The sequence below is a fragment of the Herbidospora daliensis genome, from assembly GCF_001570585.1.
Taxonomy (GTDB): domain Bacteria; phylum Actinomycetota; class Actinomycetes; order Streptosporangiales; family Streptosporangiaceae; genus Herbidospora; species Herbidospora daliensis.
On record NZ_BBXF01000005.1, the window covers coordinates 1,054,869 to 1,073,056 of the forward strand.

The window sequence follows — 18,188 nt, forward strand, 5'->3', positions numbered from 1 at the left end:
GACATTCCGATTCCATGATCGACGACATCACGGGAGCGTCTCCACCATCTGCGGCATCGCCGCCACGAACCCGGCGATACACCCGATCGCGGTCACGACGGCGTAGGGCCGCCAGCCCGTCATCCGCTCCCCCAGATGCCGCGCCAGCGCCAGATGGCACACCAGCACGACGACGGGAACGAAGCGGGCGAACTCGTACCGCCCGAGCCACGCGGCCACCCCCACGACCACGGTCCCCAGGGCCGCGATGATCAGCAGTTCCCGCCCGAGCGGGCGGCGCACCCCGTAGAGGAGGGCGGGCACGCCGATCAGCGCGAGGCCGTACCGAAGAAGCGGATCCTCCAGCAGCGGCGCGTGCACCTCGGAGAACTCCGGCGAATCGGCGAGCACCCCGGTCACGTCGGGATAGGGCCACGCGAGCGCCAGCGCGATCGCCCCCACCCCCGCGGGCACGATCAGCACCAGCCGCCGCCACTCCCACCGCCGCGCGACGAGGATGCCCACCACCCCGAGCAACGTCGCCACCGCCGCGAACGGATGGACGAGCAGGATCACCGGCGGCAGCAGCACCAGCCCGACCAGCCCGCGCCCGGTCTCCCGGAACCGCACGAACACCGCCCAGGTCAGCACCATCAACGCCAACGCGGGCGTGGAGGGAAAGGCGAACGAGAACGACAACGAGGTCAGCCCGGGGAACCCGGTGGCCCCGAAGCCGCTGACCCCCCACAACACGACGGTGAAGACCGCCGCCAGCGCCGCGACGGAGTCACGCGCCCCGAGCTCCCGCCCGAACCCCCGCAACGCGACGAGCAGCAACAGGACGTTCAGTATCCCGGCGGCCCCGAGCACGGTCTCCGGCTCCGCGCCGGACATCCGCGCGAGCATCGCCAGCCCGAGCACGTAAGGCGTCGGCGTCCAGCCGCCGGCCGGCGGCTCGTCGAGCATCGCCCGCAGGGTGGCGACGTGCAGGTCCCAATCGGACAACCAGGCGTGCCGGAAGGCAACGAGCACCCCCCACCCCAGCACCGCCCCCGCGGCCAGGACGAACCACCCCGACCGACCGGCCCGCGCGAACCCCCACACCACTCCATGATCATCAACCGACGTTCAACCGACCGTATCCGACACCCCAAGCCGCGCCCTTTCCCCCGAACCACACCGGCCGATCCATACGATCTCGACGCCGCCCATGCCCCCGGAACGAAACGGACACCTGCGTGATCACCGACATGATCCTCAGCCCCCGAGACGAGACGGTGGAGGACGGGCTCACCACCGCACAGGGATGGCCCGCCTACGCACAGGCATTACGCGGCACGCTGCGGCGAAGTCTCGACGCCGGCGGAATCCGAGAGCTGGAGATCAGCGGCCTGATGGTCAGCACCCCGCCCAGCGGCCCCGACTCCACGCTGAGAAACGGCCAGCAGATCACGGCGGCCCGCGCGGCGGAGCTGGCCATCGGCATGGCAGGAGGCGATGGCCCGTATTGCATGCTCTCGCACCCCGGCAAACTGCAGATCGTCAGCGGCTGGGACGGGGCGATCCACCTTCTTCTGACGGCGGAAGCGGCCGCCCGGATGCTGCTCCCCTCGACCGACGACGAGGCTCTGATCATCGAAACCAGGCCGGGAGTCCTGGACGTGGACGAACCGGCGGTCGACCCCGTCGAAGAGGTCGCTGACGACGCCTTCTGGAATTCCGTCGCCGAAGCCGCCGCCGACCGGCTGACGCTGCTGTGCGAACGCTGGGCCGACGGGGCCCACGGATCCACGTGGTACCGGGTCACACAAGACAACGTGCGGCTGATCGCGTCGGCGGTCAGCCCTCGTTCCCTTATCTGCGTCGCCGTGGCGCCGGATCTGCGCCCCGACCTGGACCTGACGGAACACGGCTTCACGGCCTTCGCCCCGTCCCCGCAACCCGGACGACTCGCTCACAGGTTCTTCGCGTGCGGCTCGGAAGACGTCGAAGGAACCGTGGCGAGCGGTTTCTCCCTCACCCTCCTGGAGTCCGCGTTCACCTCATGCGCCGTGGTGCCGGACCCGGACGGAGTCGTACGAGCCGATTGGGACCGCCCGTGAAACCGCGCCCGCCATGGCCTACACAGACCCGCGTGGGAGAACCCCGCAAGCCGGAGAGCCATCCTGCCCGTGAAAGGTCCGCTCGGGCGCGCCTGTGTCTGGACGAACGGACCTTCTAGAGTGACCTAGCGAAACCCTGACCTGGGCTTATAGGCCATCTGCAGGCGCAGCCGAACCATGACCCTCGCGTGCCATCCGGTGCCCGAGTCCGGGCCGCCCCCCACAGAACTGGTTCAGCCGAACGTCTCTCGTGCGTGCTTCCGGCGCGTGTGCCACCCGGCGCTGCTCCCGCTAGCTGCCCCTTCCGGGACTTTCAGACGGCGGCCAGTCAAGGATGGCCTCGCGCGTTCCCTGCCCGGCGGCCTTCCTCGCCCGGTGGTTGGCTTACGTGCAGTCCGGTCCTTGACGGAACCCGGGCAATCAGGCGGCGAGTGCAGAGCTTACGGTGATGCCGATCCGAGTTCGCCTTGGTCTCTGCTCAGCACTGCTTCTCGACTGGGGCGAGTGCTAGTTGCCAGGGGTAGATGTCGACCTTGGCCCGGGGGGTGAGGTTCGAACTCTCCTGGCCCGAGCAAGGTATGGAACTCCTTCGGCACGTCGGTCTGTGACGTGCGTTGAAAGGGCACACGTGTGGCCCTCGCAGACCACTACGGGGATGCGAGGTCCGGGAGCCTCGGCAAGGATGCCGAGTGCGTAGGTCTCGCTGGCGCCCTGGGCCCATTGGTCAATCGTGTTGTACATGGCCGGGGCGACGATGATCGCATCGGCCTTCGGTGAGCGAGGCTCTCCCTGATTGCGGTACTGGCTCGGCACGGGGCACCGGTCCGGTTAGCAAGCATCCCGGCGTCGATCTGCCTGAGCATCTGTCTCACCACATCGGATACGCCCGTTCTGATGCCCTCGATCTGCGGGATGAGGTGGAGACGGCACTCGGGAGGCGGGTACCTAGGTTAGGAGCTCACGATTGCGTTGCTGCACGTGTGCGCCTGAGAGCCTGGATGCGGTAGTAGATGATGGCGAGCCATCCCATGATCATGACGACGCGGCCGATCCACGACCAGGAACCCATGTCCCAGCCGAACATGACCTCGAAAGCATCCGATGGTTCGCCCGCAAGTAGACCGGATGTCTGGACGATGATCACAAGCACACCGAAGATGATCACCAGGATGTTGAGCACAGCACGTAAGGACTGGAACCGGGGGCGGCGACCGACCCGGCCGGCGGCCTCTACCTGTTCTGTCATGTGATCACTGTGACAGCGCCTGGATTCCCTGAGAAGAGAGGTGGGCGACGGAGGAGCGGCCTTGTAATCCGAAAGGCGCAGATAGGCAATCGGGGAGATGGACCGGCGGTCGCGGAGTCCGCGTCTCCTGGTCACGAGCGAGTGGGCTGATCTTGAAGGGCCTCCGCAACTCTATTCTCAATGATCTTAAGATCAAGGGTGGACATGGTGGCCGCCGGGCGGTCCGGGGGTCGGCCCGAAAGGCCGCATGCTCGCCGGTTTGGCGGCGGCTAAGGGCCTGACGGAGGCGGGGATCGGCCGGCAGGTCGCCCAGGTTCGCCCGCCGTGCGCGGCGGTGGCGGCGCGGAGCGTCGCCCCTGACATCTATGAGAACAATTCGGCGATTCAAGCGGGTGCGTCAGATCACGCACTGGCGATGCCGACGCCGCCGAGCCGAATAACGACCCTTCGACACATCCTCGTGCTGCTGACCCGGCGACTTCATACGCCGAGCCCGGTCCTCACACACGCAGATACTTCCTGCCCGTCAGCTCTCCACTCCCCGGCAGATCATCGCCGGAGAGCAGAGAGGCGGGTAACCCCTTCGACCTCTGGTCAAGCGCCGAGGAGCACAGGAGAGCGAAGCGAACCGGAACCACGAGGGAAGACACAGGCGCAGCCGAGCCGCGCGTGCGGAGCACGCGCAGTAGATCACGCGAGGACGATGCTGTCCCCGCTCACCGTGATCTTCTTCTCCTCCAGCGGCGACGGCGCCGGGCCGCCCGCCACCGACCCGTCGGCGATCTTGAACTTGCTGCCGTGGCACGGGCAGTTGATGGTGCCGCCCGAGATGCTGGCCACCGTGCAGCCCGCGTGGGTGCAGACCGCGGTGAAGCACTTGAAGTTGCCCGGCGTCGGCTGGGTGATGACGACCTTCTCCGCTTCGAAGATCTTGCCGCCTCCCTCGGGGATGTCGGCGGTCTTGGCGAAGGCGTTGGCGGCCTGCGCGGGCGGCTCCTCCTCGGCGGGCGGGTCGGCGGGCTCCTCTTCCGGCTGGTCGGCCGGGGGCGCCTCCGACTCGGCGTCGCCGGCGGGGGGCGGGTCGTCGCCCCAGGCCGGCTTCGCCTGGTCGGCGGGCACCGACCCCGGCGGCTCGGCGCTGGTGGCCGTGCCGGAGGAGTAGCCGGTGCACGCCGTCAGGGCGGCGGCCAGCCCGGCGCCGCCCACCGCGAAGACCAGGCCCCGCCGCGTCAGCGCGCTCGTGACCTGATCCTGCTCAGAGGTGCCGTTAACGTTCATTTCCATCCTCCGCTGGGGGACTTCCCGATCATTGGTAGGTACGGGCCCAACCCCGTTCGCGGTTCAGCCTGGCCTACCGGATCCCACCGGAATATGAAGAAATGCACTTACAGGCCGAGGATCTTTCGCAGGAACAGCCCGGTGTGGCTGCCGTCGACCAGCGCGACGTCTTCGGGGGTGCCGGTCGCGACCACGCGGCCGCCGCCCGAACCGCCCTCGGGGCCCATGTCGATCACCCAGTCGGCCGTCTTGATGACGTCGAGGTTGTGCTCGATCACGATGACCGTGTTGCCGGCGTCGACCAGCCGTTCGAGCACGCCCAGCAGCCGCCGGATGTCCTCGAAGTGGAGGCCGGTGGTCGGCTCGTCGAGCACGTAGATCGTGCGGCCGGTCGACCGCCGCTGGAGCTCGGAGGCGAGCTTCACGCGCTGGGCCTCGCCGCCCGACAGGGTGGTGGCGGGCTGCCCGAGCCGGACGTAGCCGAGGCCGACGTCGTTGAGGGTGCGCAGGTGGCGGCTGATGGCCGGGATGGCCTCGAAGAACTCGAGCGCCTCCTCGATCGGCATGTCGAGGATCTCGGCGATCGTCTTGCCCTTGTAGTGGACCTCCAGCGTCTCCCGGTTGTAGCGGGCGCCGTGGCAGACCTCGCAGGGGACGTACACGTCGGGCAGGAAGTTCATCTCGATCTTGATGGTGCCGTCGCCGGCGCACGCCTCGCAGCGGCCGCCCTTGACGTTGAAGCTGAACCGGCCCTGCTGGTAGCCCCGGATCTTGGCCTCGGTCGTCTGCGCGAACAGCTTGCGGACGTGGTCGAACACCCCGGTGTAGGTGGCCGGGTTGGAGCGCGGGGTGCGCCCGATCGGCGACTGGTCGACGTGGACGACCTTGTCGAGCTGGTCGACGCCGTTCACCCGCGAGTGCCGCCCCGGCACGGTCTTCGCGCCGTGCAGCTCCTTGGCCAGCGCGTTGTAGAGGATGTCGTTGACCAGCGTCGACTTGCCCGACCCGGACACCCCGGTCACGGCGGTGAAGACGCCGAGCGGGAACTCGACGTCGATGCCGCCCAGGTTGTGCTCGCGGGCGCCCTTGACCACCAGCTGGCGCTTGCGGTCGCGCTTGCGGCGCTTCTTCGGCACCGCGATGGCCCGCCGCCCCGACAGGTAGGCGCCGGTCAGCGATTCTTCGCTGGACAGCAGCTCCTCGACGGTGCCCGACACGACCACCTGGCCGCCGTGCTCCCCCGCGCCGGGGCCGATGTCGACGACCCAGTCGGCCGCCGCGATGGTGTCTTCGTCGTGCTCGACGACGATCAGGGTGTTGCCCATGTCGCGCAGCCGGATCAGGGTCTCCAGCAGGCGCATGTTGTCACGCTGGTGGAGGCCGATCGAGGGTTCGTCCAGGACGTACAGGACCCCGACCAGGCCCGAGCCGATCTGGGTGGCGAGCCTGATGCGCTGGGCCTCGCCGCCGGCGAGGGTGCCGGCGGCCCGGTTGAGGGTCAGGTAGTCGAGGCCGACGTCGAGCAGGAAGCCCAGGCGGGCGTTGATCTCCTTGACCACCCGCTCGGCGATGTGCATGTCGCGCTCGGAGAGCTTGAACCCCGACAGGAACCTGGCGCACTCGCCGATCGACAGGGCCGCGACCTCGGCGATCGACGACCCGCCGACGGTCACCGCGAGCGAGACCGGCTTCAGGCGGCGGCCCTTGCAGGCCGGGCACGGGATCTCCCGCATGTAGCCCTCGAACTTCTCCCGCACCGCGTCGCTCTCGGACTCGGCGTGGCGGCGCTGGATCCACGGGATCACGCCGTCGAAGTCGGTGTAGTAGGACCGCTGGCGGCCGAACCGGTTGCTGTAGCGGATGTGGACCTGTTCGTCGTGGCCGTGGAGCAGGGCGTTCTGCTGGGCCTTGGTCAGCTTCTCCCACGGGGTGTCGAGGTCGAACCCGAGCGCGTTGCCCAGGCCCTCCATCAGCTTCTCGAAGTAGTCGCTGGTGTGGCCGCCCGCCCACGGGGTGAGCGCGCCGTCGCCGAGGGTCTTCTCGGGGTCGGGCACGACCAGCTCGGGGTCGACCTCCATGCGGGTGCCGAGGCCGGTGCACTCGGGGCAGGCGCCGAACGGCGAGTTGAACGAGAACGAGCGGGGCTCCAGCTCCTCGAACGACAGGTCGTCGTAGGGGCAGTAGAGGTGCTCGGAGTAGAAGCGCTCGCGGTTGGGGTCGTCGGCCTCCAGGTCGACGAAGTCGAGGGTGATCGTGCCGCCCGACAGCTGCAGCGCGGTCTCGACCGAGTCGGTCAGGCGGCGGCGGGCCGACTCCTTGACCGCCAGCCGGTCGACGATCACCTCGATGTCGTGCTTCTCGTACTTCTTGAGGGTCGGCGGCTCTTCGAGGCGGATGATCGTGCCGTCGACGCGGGCGCGGGCGTAGCCCTTGGTCTGGAGCTCGCGGAACAACTCGGCGTATTCGCCCTTGCGGCCCCGGATGACCGGCGCGAGCACCTGGAAGCGGGTGCCCTCCTCCAGCTCCAGGACGCGGTCGACGATCTGCTGCGGGGTCTGCCGGGCGATCGGCCGCCCGCAGGTCGGGCAGTGGGGCTTGCCGATGCGGGCCCAGAGGAGCCGCAGGTAGTCGTACACCTCGGTGATCGTGCCGACGGTCGACCGGGGGTTGCGGCTGGTCGACTTCTGGTCGATCGAGACCGCGGGCGACAGGCCCTCGATGAAGTCGACGTCGGGCTTGTCCATCTGGCCGAGGAACTGCCGGGCGTACGCCGACAGCGACTCGACATAGCGCCGCTGGCCCTCGGCGAAGATCGTGTCGAAGGCCAGGCTCGACTTGCCTGAGCCGCTCAGCCCGGTGAAGACGATCAGGGCGTCTCGGGGGAGATCGAGAGAGACGTCCTTCAAATTGTGTTCGCGCGCGCCACGCACGACGAGACGGTCAGCCACAGCGTTCCCGATGGTCGTTGGGGTCTACAGGTGTGCGTCGGGCAGGCTATCCGCCGCCACCGACAAAAACCGGCCGGGCCGGTCTCCCCCTGCTCATCCAGAGTATGCAGGCGGTCAAACCCGTGTCCCGTGGACCAGGATGAAGACATGTCCCTTCTTGACGACTACCGGGCGGAGCTGACCGCGGCCGACGCCCGGCTGATCTCCACCGTGGCCGCCCTGTCCGACGCGGAGATGCGCGCCCCCTCGGCGCTGCCCGGCTGGACCCGGGGCCACGTGGTCACCCACGTCGCCCGCAACGCCGACTCCCTGGTCAACCTGCTCACCTGGGCCCGCACGGGCGTGGTCACCCCGCAGTACCGCGACGCCGCCGAACGCGACGCCGGCATCGAGGCGGGCCACGCCAGACCCGCCGGGGAGCAGCTCGCCGACCTGGAGGAGAGCACCGCCCGCTTCGCGGCGGCCGTGGACGCCGTCCCGCCGGAGCGCTGGAGCGTCCTGATCAGCGGCACCCGCCCGCCCGAGCACCCGGCCTGGTACGTCGTGATGCGCCGCCTGCGCGAGGTCGAGATCCACCACGGCGACCTCGGCACGGCCTACACCTGGCGCGACTGGCCCGAGCGCTACGTCGACTGGGAGTGGCGCGACTCCCCGGCGCTGCTCGGCGAGCCGACGTACCGGAGCGTCACCGCGACCGACACCGGCGAGAAGATCGGCGGGACCGACGGCCCCGACCTCCAGGCCCCCAAACGGGAGCTGGTCGCCTGGATGATCGGCCGCCACGTGCCCGACGGTTTCCCCGCTCCCCCGCCCTGGATGGTCCGCACCGCCCCCGACGGCCTAGCGTGATCCCATGACCTATACGGGAGACGTGTCCAAGGGCGGCCCGGCCGACGTCCGGGAGCTGGAGAAGATCACCATCGCCAAGATGGAGGTCGGCGACTTCGGCAACAACGCCTACCTGATCCGCTGCCGCGAGACCGGCGACGGCATGCTGATCGACGCCGCCGCCGAGCCCGAGCGCATCCTGGAGCTGATCGGGCGCCAGCCCATCAGCGTGATCGTGACCACCCACCAGCACGGCGACCACTGGGGCGCGCTGGAGGAGGTCGCCAGGGCGACCGGCGCGACCGTGGTGGCGGGCCGTGAAGACGCCGCCGCGCTGCCGGTCGAGGCCCGGCCCGTCGACGGCGGCGACCGGGTGACCGTCGGCGTGACCGACCTGGAGGTGATCCACCTGCGCGGGCACACGCCCGGCTCGATCGCCCTCTACTACCCGGGGCACGTCTTCACAGGAGACTCGCTGTTCCCGGGCGGCGTGGGCAACACGATGAAGGACCCGGAGCGCTTCACCCAGCTCTACACCGACGTCGTGGAGCGCATCTTCGACCGGTTCGACGACGACACGTGGGTCTACCCGGGCCACGGCAAGGACACCACGCTCGGGGCCGAGCGCCCCGCGCTGCCCGAGTGGAAGGCGCGCGGCTGGTAGTCAGCGCGCGCCCAGCACCTTGGCGATGAGCGCCGCGGCGGCGTCGGGGTCGTCGGCGCTCTCGACGACCTCGCCCCACGACCACCGGTAGAACCAGCCGCCCTGCAGCGAGACGCAGTCGACGGTCTCGTTGAGCAGGGCGGCCTCGGGGTCGCTCACCTTCAGCGACGGAGGGGCGAGCCGCAGGGTGACGTCGAAGCCGCGCTGTTCGAGCTCACGCGCCAGCTTGCCGAGGAAGTAGGACCGGGTGAGCTCACGCGGGGCGGTCGCCATACCTTCATTGAACGCCCGGCGAGGTCGGCTAACCAGAGCTCGACAAGCGCTCTTTGCGCTTGGCGCGCCGGAACATCAGCACCCGCAGCGGGATCGCCGACACGATCGCGATCTGCATGATCGCGCCGACCTGGATGAGCTGGTCGCCGCCGGGCAGCCCGGCCGCCCAGATCGTGAGGCAGGCGACGTTGATCATCATCCAGCCGAGGACGACCGCCGCCAGGTTGCCCTTGGGCTTGGGGTACTCGATCCGGCTGATCATCAGGTAGGACGTGGCGAAGATGCCGAGGACGGTCCAGATCGTCGGCTGGAACAGCAGCACGATCGAGACGATCGTCATCGCGCCCATGGGGATGGGCAGGCCCATGAAGTCGCCGCTCTTGGTCTTCACGCAGGCGAACCGGGCGAGCCGGGTCACCCCCGCGAGCAGCACCGACGCCGCGGCGGCCAGCACGAGCCACAGGGGAAGCGGGGCGTCGAAACCGCCCCAGATCACGATCATGAACGCCGGCGCGAAGCCGAAGCTGATCACGTCGGCGAGGTTGTCGAGCTCGGCGCCCATCGCCGAGGCCCGGAACCGGCGGGCCACCAGCCCGTCGAACAGGTCACAGGTCGCCCCGACGAGCAGCAGCACGACGGCGGTGCCGAAGAACCGGGGGTCGGGCTCGAACTTGCCGGTCGTCCTGAGCTGGTCGATCGCGCTGTACGCCAGCACGACCACCGACAGGAAGCCCGACAGCGCGTTGCCCAGCGAGAGCAGGTCGGCGGCCGACAGCCGGAACGCCTTGCCGACCGGCCCTATCGGTTCTTCCTCGTCTTCGACGGACCAGCCTCCGGCCCTGATATCAGGCGCGGTCAATGCGGGTCACCCCAGCCACGGTCTTGTCGCCGACGGTCACGGCGGGCTCGACGCCCTCGGGCAGGTAGAGGTCGACCCGGGAGCCCAATCGGATCAACCCGACGCGGTCGCCCTGGGCGACCTTCGCGCCGGCCTGCAGGTAGGGGACGATTCGGCGCGCGACGGCCCCGGCGATCTGGACCATCTCGATGTCGCCGAGTGCGGTGTCGATGTGCCACACCACACGTTCGTTCTTGTCGCTGTCCTTGTTGAACGCGGGCACGAAGCCCCCCGCGACGTGCTCGACCGAGACGACGGTCCCGGCGGCGGGGGCGCGGTTGACGTGGACGTTCAGCGGGCTCATGAAGATGGCGACGCGGGTGCGGCCGTCGGACCAGGGGTCGACGCTCTGCACGACGCCGTCGGCGGGCGAGAGCAGCCGCCCGGCGCCGGGCGAACGGTCAGGATCGCGGAAGAACCAGAGCATCCCTCCCGTGAGGGCCGTCAGCGGCACCGCCGCGAGAGCCCACTTGGGAGACCGAGCGGTCAGGGCCGCGGTCACGGCCGCCGCGGCCGCAGTCGGGGCCAGCCACGGCGACACACCGCGCGCGAGCCGTACGCGCGGGCGAGGACTTTCCATTTCGTTCGACACTAGGAGCCTTTGTACTCTTTTGCGACTAGAGGACGGATTTGCGACTTAAGCAGTTATGTTACCGATGCCACAGTCCCTAACCGTCCTCTTTCGCGTCAAGCGCGGCACCCCAGAGGGGTTTCGAGGCTCAGTGGTGCTCCGCCTGCTCCGCGGCGGCGTCCTTCTCGACGGCCGGCGGGGTGCGGCGGGACTTGACGATGCTCGCCACCGTCGTGATCACCATCGTGCCGATGATGACGCCCAGCGAGACCTGGATCGGGATCTTCGGCGCCCAGTCGACCACGTCGTGCATGGCCTCGAGGATCAGCTTCGCGCCGATGAAGGCGAGGATGAACGCCAGGCCGTAGCTGAGGTAGACCAGGCGCTGGAGCAGGCCGCCGAGCAGGAAGTACAGCTGCCGCAGGCCCATCAGGGCGAACGCGTTGGCGGTGAAGACGATGAACGCGTCGGTGGTCAGACCGAAGATCGCGGGGATCGAGTCGAGGGCGAACAGCAGGTCGGTGCTGCCGATGGCGATCATGACGATCAGCATCGGGGTGACCATCTTCTTGCCGTCGACCCGGACGATCATCTTGGAGCCGACGTAGTCGGGGGTGGTCGGGAACGCCCGGCGCGCGTAGCGCAGCAGGATGTTCTCGTCGAAGTCGTCCTCGCTCTTGTTGTGGTCGCGGATCATCGTGTACGCGGTGTACAGGAGGATCGCGCCGAACACGTAGAAGAGCCAGTGGAAGGAGTTGAGGGCGGCGGCGCCGACGACGATGAAGAACCCGCGCATGACCAGCGCGATCAGGATGCCGATCGTCAGCACCTTGTGCTGGTAGGCCTTCGGCACCGCGAACCTGGACATGATGATGAAGAACACGAACAGGTTGTCGATGCTCAGGCTGTATTCGGTGATGTAACCGGCGAAGAACTCACCCGACTGCTGCGGACCGGCGAAGATCAGCAGGCCGATCCCGAACAGCACGGCGAGCGCGACGTACAGACCCACCCAGAAGCCCGCCTGACGGAGGGAGAACTCCTTGGGCTCTCCTCTGTCGACGACCCACAGGTCGACGGCGATGACCACGAGCAGGCCGATGATGACGGCAGCCCAACCCCACACGGGAATGTCCAATTCCTTAATCCCTCCGGCGCGCGACGAAACACACTGCCGGAGGTCTCTCCCGCCCCTGGAAAAGCTCCAGACACGGACCGACGGCCCCGGGTGCTGACACCGTGATGACGGGACCGTCGCGAAGGGATACTCCCCCCCAACGCGAACAGTATAGAGACCCGCCGCAAGGGCTACTGAACCCCAGGGGCAGGTTTCCTGAACGAATTATTCCTCTCAACCCGGAACAAGCCCGGGTGATTCCCCGCTCAGCCGTAGTTCTTCAAGGCCGCTTCAACGGCGTCGGCCTCGTCCGGCAGCGTCTTCCCGCGCGCCGAAGCGGCCGCCCGCAGCTCTCCCGCCAGGCCGTCGTCGCCCAGCAGCCGCAGCAGCGCCGACCGCAGCCCCTCCGCGTCGCCGGGCGGCGCCAGCAGGCCCGCGTCGCCCACCATCGGGGGGACGCCTCCCACCGCGAAGCCCACGACGGGCACCCCGGCCCGCAGCGCCTCCTGGACGGTCAGCGGCTGCCCCTCCCACCGGCTCGGCACCACCAGGGCGGTGGCCGCCTTCAGCAGCGCCGCCACGTCGTCGCGCGGGCCGAGCAGGACCACCGGCAGGTTCTCGCGGCTCACGCGCTCCTGGAGCGCGCCGCGCAGCGGTCCCTCTCCGGCGACGGCGAAGAGCACCTCGGGCGGGTACGGCCCCGCCGCCGCGTCGAGCAGCGTCTCCAGCCCTTTCTGCTGGGCCAGCCGCGCCACGGTCAGCAGCACCCTCTTGCCGCCGAACTCGGTGGTGGCGGGCAAGTCAGCCAAAGGCGGCGCGGGCACCACGGCCGGGCCGACGGCCCGCGCGCCGAGCGCCGTCATGCGGTCGCACAGGTCGGGTGAGACGCCCAGGACCACGTCGGCCCGCCGGGCGACCACCCGTTCGAGGGTCGCGTAGACCGCGCCGATCGCGCCCCCGGCGGTGACCGCGTTGTGCAGGGTGACCACGAGCCGGCGCGGCCGGGCCAGTGCGGCCAGCGCCCCGGCGCGCAGCCCGTGGGCGTGCACGACGTCGGCGGTGATCCGGCGCAGCAGGGCCACGGTGCGGGCGTCGTTGACCGGGTGGGGCCGGTCGGAGACCGGGATCGCGGCGAAGGTCTGGGTGAAGCCGAACCGCTCGCGGGTCTCGGCCGGGCCGGCGACGACGACCTCGTGCCCCCTGGCCGCGAAGCCGTCGGCGAGGGTGCGCACGTGGCGGCCCACTCCCCCGGCGCTGGTGCCGAGGGTCAGCAGGATCTTCACCGTCTGATCACTTCCCTGAGGTCGTCGCGGTCGATCGCGGCGGCGACCGCTCCGCCGAAGCCGGCCGCCACGATCCCGGCCAGGCCCGCCACCAGCACACTGCCCCACAGGCCGGGGGTGCCGAGCAGCCAGACGACGGCCGACCCGGCCGCCGCCCCCGTCACGCCCCCGGCGACCGAGGCGAGCGCGGCCCGGGGCAGGCCCTCCAGCGGGCCGTACGCCCGCCTGACCGCCAGCAGCAGCAGCACGCCCGCGGTGGTCATGCCGATCGTGCCGCCCAGGCCGAGGGCGCCGACCGCCCAGTGGTCGGGCAGCGTGAGCACCAGGGCGACCTGGGCGACGATCACCACGAGCCAGCCGACCACCTGGTCTCGGGCGGCCGGACGGCCGTGGCCGCCCGCGTACAGGACGCGGGACAGGTGGGCCATCAGGCCGTAGCCGATCAGGCCGGGGGCGAAGGCGGCGATGCCGAGCGCCAGCTGGTCGGGCGGCACGTCGGACTTGGTCGTCAGGAACACCTCGGCGACCGGAACGGCGACCGCGACCAGCGCACCCGCCGCCAGGCCCGAGATGAGGACCACCGCGCGGGTGGTGCGGGCGGCCAGCTCGGCGAACGCCCGGCGGTCGCCCGCCTCCCAGCGCGCAGACAACACGGGGAACGCGCTGGTCGCGATGGGGACGGCGAGGACGGCGTACGGGACCAGATAGACGGCCCACGCGTAGTTGTAGGCGGCCAGCCGCCCCGAGCCGCCCTCGTTGGCGAGCTTGACCACCACGGCCATCGCCGCCTGCTGGGCGAGCAGGGCGCTCAGCCCGGCCGCCGCCAGGCGCTTGACCTGGGGCGCGACCCCGGGCGGGAAGCTCAGCGTCGGCCGCCAGCGCAGACCGAGCCGGGCGACCGGCCCCACCACGGTCAGCACCAGGGCCAGCACGCCGAGGGTGGTGCCGACCGAGAGCACGAGTTCGGCCGCACGGGGCAGCCCGGCGACGTCGACCGTGCCGCCGAGCGGGACGAACGCCAGATAGGCCGCGATGACGACGACACTGGAGATCAGCGGGGCCAGCGCGGGCCCGGCGAAGCGCCGGTGGGCCTGCAGGACGCCGTAGAGGACGACCGCCAGACCGTACAGGAGGATCTGCGGCGCGAAGACGACGAGCATGTGGGCGGCGAGCACCACGACGTCGCCGGCGTCGCAGCCGTCGAGCGTGCCGGGCACGAACAGCCCCACGACAGGGCCGGCGAACAGCGCGGCCAGCACGCTCAGCGGGACCAGCAGCACGACGACCCAGGTCAGCAGCCCCGACGCGATGCGCCCGGCGGTCTCACGGTCGCCGCGCTCGGCCGCGCCCGCGAGCACCGGCACGACCATGCCCGCCAGCGCGCCGCCGACGACGATCTCGAAGATCAGGTTGGGCATCGCGTTCGCGGTGAAGTAGGCCGTCGACAGGCAGCCGGTGCCGACCGTCTTGGCGAACACGAGCTGCTTGGCGAAGCCGGTGACCCGCGCCGCGATCGTGATGACGCCGATGAGCAGGGCCGCGCCCGCGACCCCCCGGGCGGTCAAGGGGTGGGCCGGATGACCTCGGCCGGAGGCGGCACCGGGCGCCGCCCGAGCATGTCGAGCCGGTTCAGCACCGGATTCCCCGCGATGACCTTGGTGAACGACACCTTCTCCGAGGCGGCCGTCAGCGCCGCGACCGTGCCCAGCACGGCCAGCCGGCCCGGACGCCCCAGCCGCTGCGCGGCGGCCAGCCCCAGCAGCGCGCCGAGCGCGTTGGCCCCGGTGTCGCCGAGCATCGCGCGTTCGGCCAGGTCGTCGGGGAGCAGCGCCGCGGCCGCACCGAGCGGCACGGCCGCCAGCGGCGAGCCCACGAGGGGCGCCCCGGCCAGCAGGCCGACCTTGATCGCCCGGCCGGGCCGCAGGTCGAACAGGTTGGCCAGGTTGGCCGACCCGGCGATCAGCAGGCCGTCGATGGCGATGTCGGCCACGTTCCGGCGGGTCAGCGCGGCGGCGGCCAGGCCGGTCGCGCCGATGCCGAGGATCTTCACCGCACCGCTGGTGACCTGCCCCCGGCGCAGCGCCGACAGGTGCCCCTTGAAGCCCTTGGAGGCGCTGGTGCCGAACACGTCGTCGTAGGCGCCGAGCGCGCCGCAGGCCAGGGAGGTCAGCACCCCGGCGGCCTTCACCTTCGGCGGCAGGCCGGGCGTGAGCGCCAGCGCGGCCCCCGCCCCCGCCGCGAACGCCGGGCCTTCGAGCAGCGTGACGGGCTCGCCGCGGTGGTTGACGCGGGCCCAGGTCTTCTCGTCGCCGAAGGGCTGCTTCCTGGTGAAGGTCGTGTAGGCGACCCGCGCGGCGGCCGCACCGAGCGCCGCCCCCGCCAGGGCGAGGAGCAGGGGACGTTGAGTCACGGCGGATCCTTCCGGGTCAGCCCGTGGACGAGGCCACGGGAGACGGGGTGGCAGAGGGGGTGACGGACGGCGTGATCGCGGGCACGGCCGGGGCCGGTTCGAACGCGGTCGCGCCGCTGCCGATCCCGTAGGCGCCCGACTGCCCGCTGAGCTGCTCCCGGAGCGCGTCGACCACGACGATCCGGCCCGAGGGCAGGTCGAGGGTGTCGACGCTGGAGACCTGGGAGGTCTCCTCGCCCGAGTCGAGCAGCGCGGCGATGACGCCGCCGTTCGCCGAGGCGGCGGTGGTGCCGGTCATGACGGTACCGAGCCCGGCCTTGTCGAGGGCGCCCGATACCGAAACGATCGCGCCGTTCATGGTCTCGGCGGTCTCGCCCTCGTAGGGCAGCGCAGGCGCGACCACGATCGCCAGGGTCGCCCGGTCGGCCGGCTCGCCGGAGACCGCGATGAAGCCGCCCTCCTGGAAGGCCGACAGGACCGTCGAGGTGGCCGTGTTGACGGTGCCCGCCTGCGGCCGCATGTTGGTCACCAGCGCGGCGGCCAGCACGGTGCCCGCCTTGTCGTAGGGGGTCGCGCCCTCGGGGAAGGCCGCCCCGGCCGGGGCGAGCTGGGTCGCCAGGCCGTCGACGACCCCGGCCTGCTCGGCCTCCAGGAAGCCCTCGGTCAGCGACACCCGGCCGGTGTAGGTCGCCCCCGCCAGTTCGAGCACCTCGCGCAGCGGGTCGCGCAGCGCCGTGGGCGCGCCCGGCGCCTCGACGACCACGACGCGCTCGCCCGCCAGGTCGCGTTCGACCAGTTCGGCGGTGGCGGAGGCGACGAAGGTGTTGTTGCCGTCTTCGCGGGCCTGCTGCGCGGCCATCTCGGCCTGCAGGGTCAGGTTGTTTTTCTTCAGGGTCTCTGCGGTCACCTGCGTCGACTCGATGATCGGATCCTGGATGACGGTGCTGCCGAGCACGATGCCCACGGTCAGCGCCAGGAAGATCGCCACGATGGAGACGAGGTGATAGCGAAAATCGATCACGAGAAGAGTCCGACCACCCAGAATATGAAGCCGTTCCAGACGTCCTGCGCCCCGTCGAGCCAGATCTTGCCGACCGGCGAGACGAACAGCACCACGCCGATCGTCACGATCGTGGTGGCGACGAGGAGGAGCAGCGACGCCGCGGAGATGCGGCTGCGATAGAGCCTGCTGACGCCCTTGGCGTCGATGAGCTTGCTGCCCAGCCGGAGCCGGGTGAGGAAGGTGCTGGCCATGCCCGCCCGCCCCTTGTCGAGGAACTCGACGAGCGTGGCGTGGGTGCCGACCGCGACGATGAGCGAGGCGCCCTTCTCGTCGGCCAGCAGCATCGCGATGTCCTCGCTGGTCGCGGCGGCCGGGAAGACCACGGCGTCGCGCCCCAGCTTGTGCACCCGGTCGAGCCCGGGGGCCCGCCCGTCGGGATAGGCGTGCACGACGAGCTCGGCGCCGCCGGTCAGCGCTTCGTCGGACACCGAGTCGAAGTCGCCGACGATGATGTCGGGCCGGTATCCGGCCTCCAGCAGCGCGTCGGCGCCGCCGTCGACGCCGATCATGACCGGCCGGTATTCGCGGATATAGGGCCGCAGGGCCGCGATGTCTTCTTTGTAGTGATAACCGCGGACCACGATCAGGACGTGGCGCCCGTCGAGCTTGGTGCGGATGTCGGGCACGCCGACGCCGTCGATCAGCAGGTCGCGTTCGCGGCGCACGTATTCCATGGTGTTCACGGTGAACGCCTCGATCTGGACCGACAACCCCGCGCGGGCCTCGACCATCGCGGCCTCGACCGATTCGGCGGTCATCACCTCGCCCTTGCCGGCGATCTCGTCGTCGACGTAGACGACGCCGTCGCAGACGCGGACCGGGTCACCGTCGCGGACCTTCTCGAACAGCTCGGGCGTCGCGTTGTCGACCAGGGTCACCCCGGCCTCAAGAAGGATCTGCGGCCCCAGGTTCGGGTAGCGGCCGGAGACGCTGGCCGCGACGTTGACCACCACGGCCACGCCACACGCGACGAGGGCCTCCGCGCTGACCCGGTCGATGTCGACGTGATCGATGATCGCGACTTCCCCCGGGCGAAGGCGTTTGGTGAGCCTCTTGGTGCGCCGGTCGATGCGCGCCGTCGCAGTCACCCCGGGAAGGACACTGACCTTCCGGCGGCGGAGGCCTGGAACCCTGACGCTCGAGACCTTCATCGGGACCATCCTGCCAGAGGCGACGACCATGAAGGCCCGACACCCCGGCACCCGCCAGCTTTGTCGCCACCCTGCCCTCATGCTGCCGTCCCCCATGTCGCCATCCGGCCGTATCCGGGCACGATGCCCTCATCTGCCCAGAACCCGAACCGATGTCACCCGCCGCGGGAAGCGTTTCCGGACCCCCGGCCCCACGCCCCCGCGTGCCCGGCATCCGTCGTCACTCCAGCCTGGCCGACTTTGGTGAGATCCGCTGACAAGTTTCCGATATGTGATGTGATTCCGGCGGGCTGATCTGCTCTTTCGTTTCCGTTACGGCTCCGCCTGCCCCGGCGCCGACCGCCGCCGACCGCCGCGCCGCAACCGGCGCCGACCCC

Annotated in this window: 16 protein-coding genes; 3 read left to right on the plus strand and 13 right to left on the minus strand. The window is 70.4% G+C overall.

The genetic code is table 11. From position 1 onward, the window contains the following. Nucleotides 1-27: 27 nt before the first annotated feature. Complete coding sequence (locus AW274_RS28135) at nucleotides 28-1,086, minus strand: hypothetical protein (protein ID WP_062437794.1); 1,059 nt, start codon at nucleotides 1,084-1,086, stop codon at nucleotides 28-30. Between the two features lie 131 nt (nucleotides 1,087-1,217). Here AW274_RS28135 and AW274_RS28140 point away from each other — a divergent pair, with 131 nt between their 5' ends. Further along, the gene (locus tag AW274_RS28140; RefSeq protein ID WP_062437797.1) at nucleotides 1,218-2,081 is read left to right on the plus strand and encodes a hypothetical protein; all 864 of its coding nucleotides are present in this window, start codon (nucleotides 1,218-1,220) and stop codon (nucleotides 2,079-2,081) included. Between the two features lie 958 nt (nucleotides 2,082-3,039). On the opposite strand, the gene AW274_RS28145 is transcribed toward AW274_RS28140, so the two are convergent. The 3 genes from AW274_RS28145 to uvrA all read right to left on the minus strand — a co-directional run bounded on the left by AW274_RS28145 (nucleotide 3,040) and on the right by uvrA (nucleotide 7,553). After that, nucleotides 3,040-3,327, minus strand: a complete 288-nt coding sequence (locus AW274_RS28145) for a hypothetical protein (RefSeq protein ID WP_062437799.1) — start codon at nucleotides 3,325-3,327, stop codon at nucleotides 3,040-3,042. Nucleotides 3,328-4,017: 690 nt separating this feature from the next. Beyond that, nucleotides 4,018-4,605 (minus strand): Rieske (2Fe-2S) protein, encoded by a 588-nt coding sequence (locus tag AW274_RS28150; protein WP_062437801.1) that lies wholly within the window; start codon nucleotides 4,603-4,605, stop codon nucleotides 4,018-4,020. Between the two features lie 107 nt (nucleotides 4,606-4,712). Beyond that, the gene (gene uvrA / locus AW274_RS28155) at nucleotides 4,713-7,553 is read right to left on the minus strand and encodes an excinuclease ABC subunit UvrA (RefSeq protein WP_062437803.1); all 2,841 of its coding nucleotides are present in this window, start codon (nucleotides 7,551-7,553) and stop codon (nucleotides 4,713-4,715) included. 147 nt (nucleotides 7,554-7,700) lie between these two features. Between uvrA and AW274_RS28160 the strand changes: the two genes are divergently transcribed. Both AW274_RS28160 and AW274_RS28165 read left to right on the plus strand, forming a co-directional pair. Then, a complete protein-coding gene (locus AW274_RS28160) occupies nucleotides 7,701-8,402 on the plus strand; it encodes a maleylpyruvate isomerase N-terminal domain-containing protein (RefSeq protein WP_062437806.1) in 702 nt (233 codons plus the stop codon). Between the two features lie 4 nt (nucleotides 8,403-8,406). Then, nucleotides 8,407-9,045, plus strand: coding sequence for an MBL fold metallo-hydrolase (locus AW274_RS28165; protein ID WP_062437809.1), 639 nt, complete (start codon nucleotides 8,407-8,409; stop codon nucleotides 9,043-9,045). Here the strand turns inward: AW274_RS28165 and AW274_RS28170 are convergent, their stop codons facing one another. The 9 genes from AW274_RS28170 to steA form a co-directional block, all read right to left on the minus strand. Next, on the minus strand, nucleotides 9,046-9,318 hold the full coding sequence (locus AW274_RS28170; protein WP_062437811.1) for a hypothetical protein: 273 nt from the start codon (nucleotides 9,316-9,318) through the stop codon (nucleotides 9,046-9,048). Between the two features lie 28 nt (nucleotides 9,319-9,346). Next, complete coding sequence (pssA, locus tag AW274_RS28175; protein WP_062437812.1) at nucleotides 9,347-10,177, minus strand: CDP-diacylglycerol--serine O-phosphatidyltransferase; 831 nt, start codon at nucleotides 10,175-10,177, stop codon at nucleotides 9,347-9,349. After that, nucleotides 10,164-10,796 (minus strand): phosphatidylserine decarboxylase, encoded by a 633-nt coding sequence (locus AW274_RS28180; protein WP_062437814.1) that lies wholly within the window; start codon nucleotides 10,794-10,796, stop codon nucleotides 10,164-10,166. The genes pssA and AW274_RS28180 overlap by 14 nt, the downstream gene beginning before the upstream one ends. A gap of 139 nt (nucleotides 10,797-10,935) precedes the next feature. Next, nucleotides 10,936-11,925 (minus strand): TerC family protein, encoded by a 990-nt coding sequence (locus AW274_RS28185; protein WP_062437817.1) that lies wholly within the window; start codon nucleotides 11,923-11,925, stop codon nucleotides 10,936-10,938. Between the two features lie 245 nt (nucleotides 11,926-12,170). Continuing rightward, nucleotides 12,171-13,187, minus strand: coding sequence for a glycosyltransferase family 4 protein (locus tag AW274_RS28190; protein ID WP_062437819.1), 1,017 nt, complete (start codon nucleotides 13,185-13,187; stop codon nucleotides 12,171-12,173). Further along, the gene (gene murJ / locus AW274_RS28195; RefSeq protein WP_062437821.1) at nucleotides 13,184-14,752 is read right to left on the minus strand and encodes a murein biosynthesis integral membrane protein MurJ; all 1,569 of its coding nucleotides are present in this window, start codon (nucleotides 14,750-14,752) and stop codon (nucleotides 13,184-13,186) included. The genes AW274_RS28190 and murJ overlap by 4 nt, the downstream gene beginning before the upstream one ends. Further along, nucleotides 14,749-15,597, minus strand: coding sequence for a hypothetical protein (locus AW274_RS28200; RefSeq protein ID WP_062437824.1), 849 nt, complete (start codon nucleotides 15,595-15,597; stop codon nucleotides 14,749-14,751). Before AW274_RS28200 ends, murJ begins: the two co-directional genes overlap by 4 nt. A 16-nt stretch (nucleotides 15,598-15,613) precedes the next feature. After that, nucleotides 15,614-16,618: a copper transporter gene (locus tag AW274_RS28205; RefSeq protein WP_062437827.1), complete on the minus strand. Its 1,005-nt coding sequence runs from the start codon at nucleotides 16,616-16,618 to the stop codon at nucleotides 15,614-15,616. After that, nucleotides 16,615-17,820 carry a putative cytokinetic ring protein SteA gene (steA, locus tag AW274_RS28210; RefSeq protein ID WP_439648795.1) on the minus strand — a complete coding sequence of 402 codons (1,206 nt, stop codon included), beginning with the start codon at nucleotides 17,818-17,820 and terminating at the stop codon, nucleotides 16,615-16,617. The genes AW274_RS28205 and steA overlap by 4 nt, the downstream gene beginning before the upstream one ends. Between the last annotated feature and the right edge of the window lie 368 nt (nucleotides 17,821-18,188).

What these genes read in the sequence shown, in the direction of transcription:
- AW274_RS28165 (WP_062437809.1), top strand. Translation starts at nt 8,407, where the DNA reads ATGACCTATACGGGAGACGTGTCCAAGGGCGGCCCGGCCGACGTCCGG.
- AW274_RS28150 (WP_062437801.1), bottom strand. Translation starts at nt 4,605, where the DNA reads ATGAACGTTAACGGCACCTCTGAGCAGGATCAGGTCACGAGCGCGCTG.
- AW274_RS28160 (WP_062437806.1), top strand. Translation starts at nt 7,701, where the DNA reads ATGTCCCTTCTTGACGACTACCGGGCGGAGCTGACCGCGGCCGACGCC.
- steA (WP_439648795.1), bottom strand. Translation starts at nt 17,820, where the DNA reads ATGGTCCCGATGAAGGTCTCGAGCGTCAGGGTTCCAGGCCTCCGCCGC.
- AW274_RS28170 (WP_062437811.1), bottom strand. Translation starts at nt 9,318, where the DNA reads ATGGCGACCGCCCCGCGTGAGCTCACCCGGTCCTACTTCCTCGGCAAG.
- AW274_RS28180 (WP_062437814.1), bottom strand. Translation starts at nt 10,796, where the DNA reads ATGGAAAGTCCTCGCCCGCGCGTACGGCTCGCGCGCGGTGTGTCGCCG.
- AW274_RS28145 (WP_062437799.1), bottom strand. Translation starts at nt 3,327, where the DNA reads ATGACAGAACAGGTAGAGGCCGCCGGCCGGGTCGGTCGCCGCCCCCGG.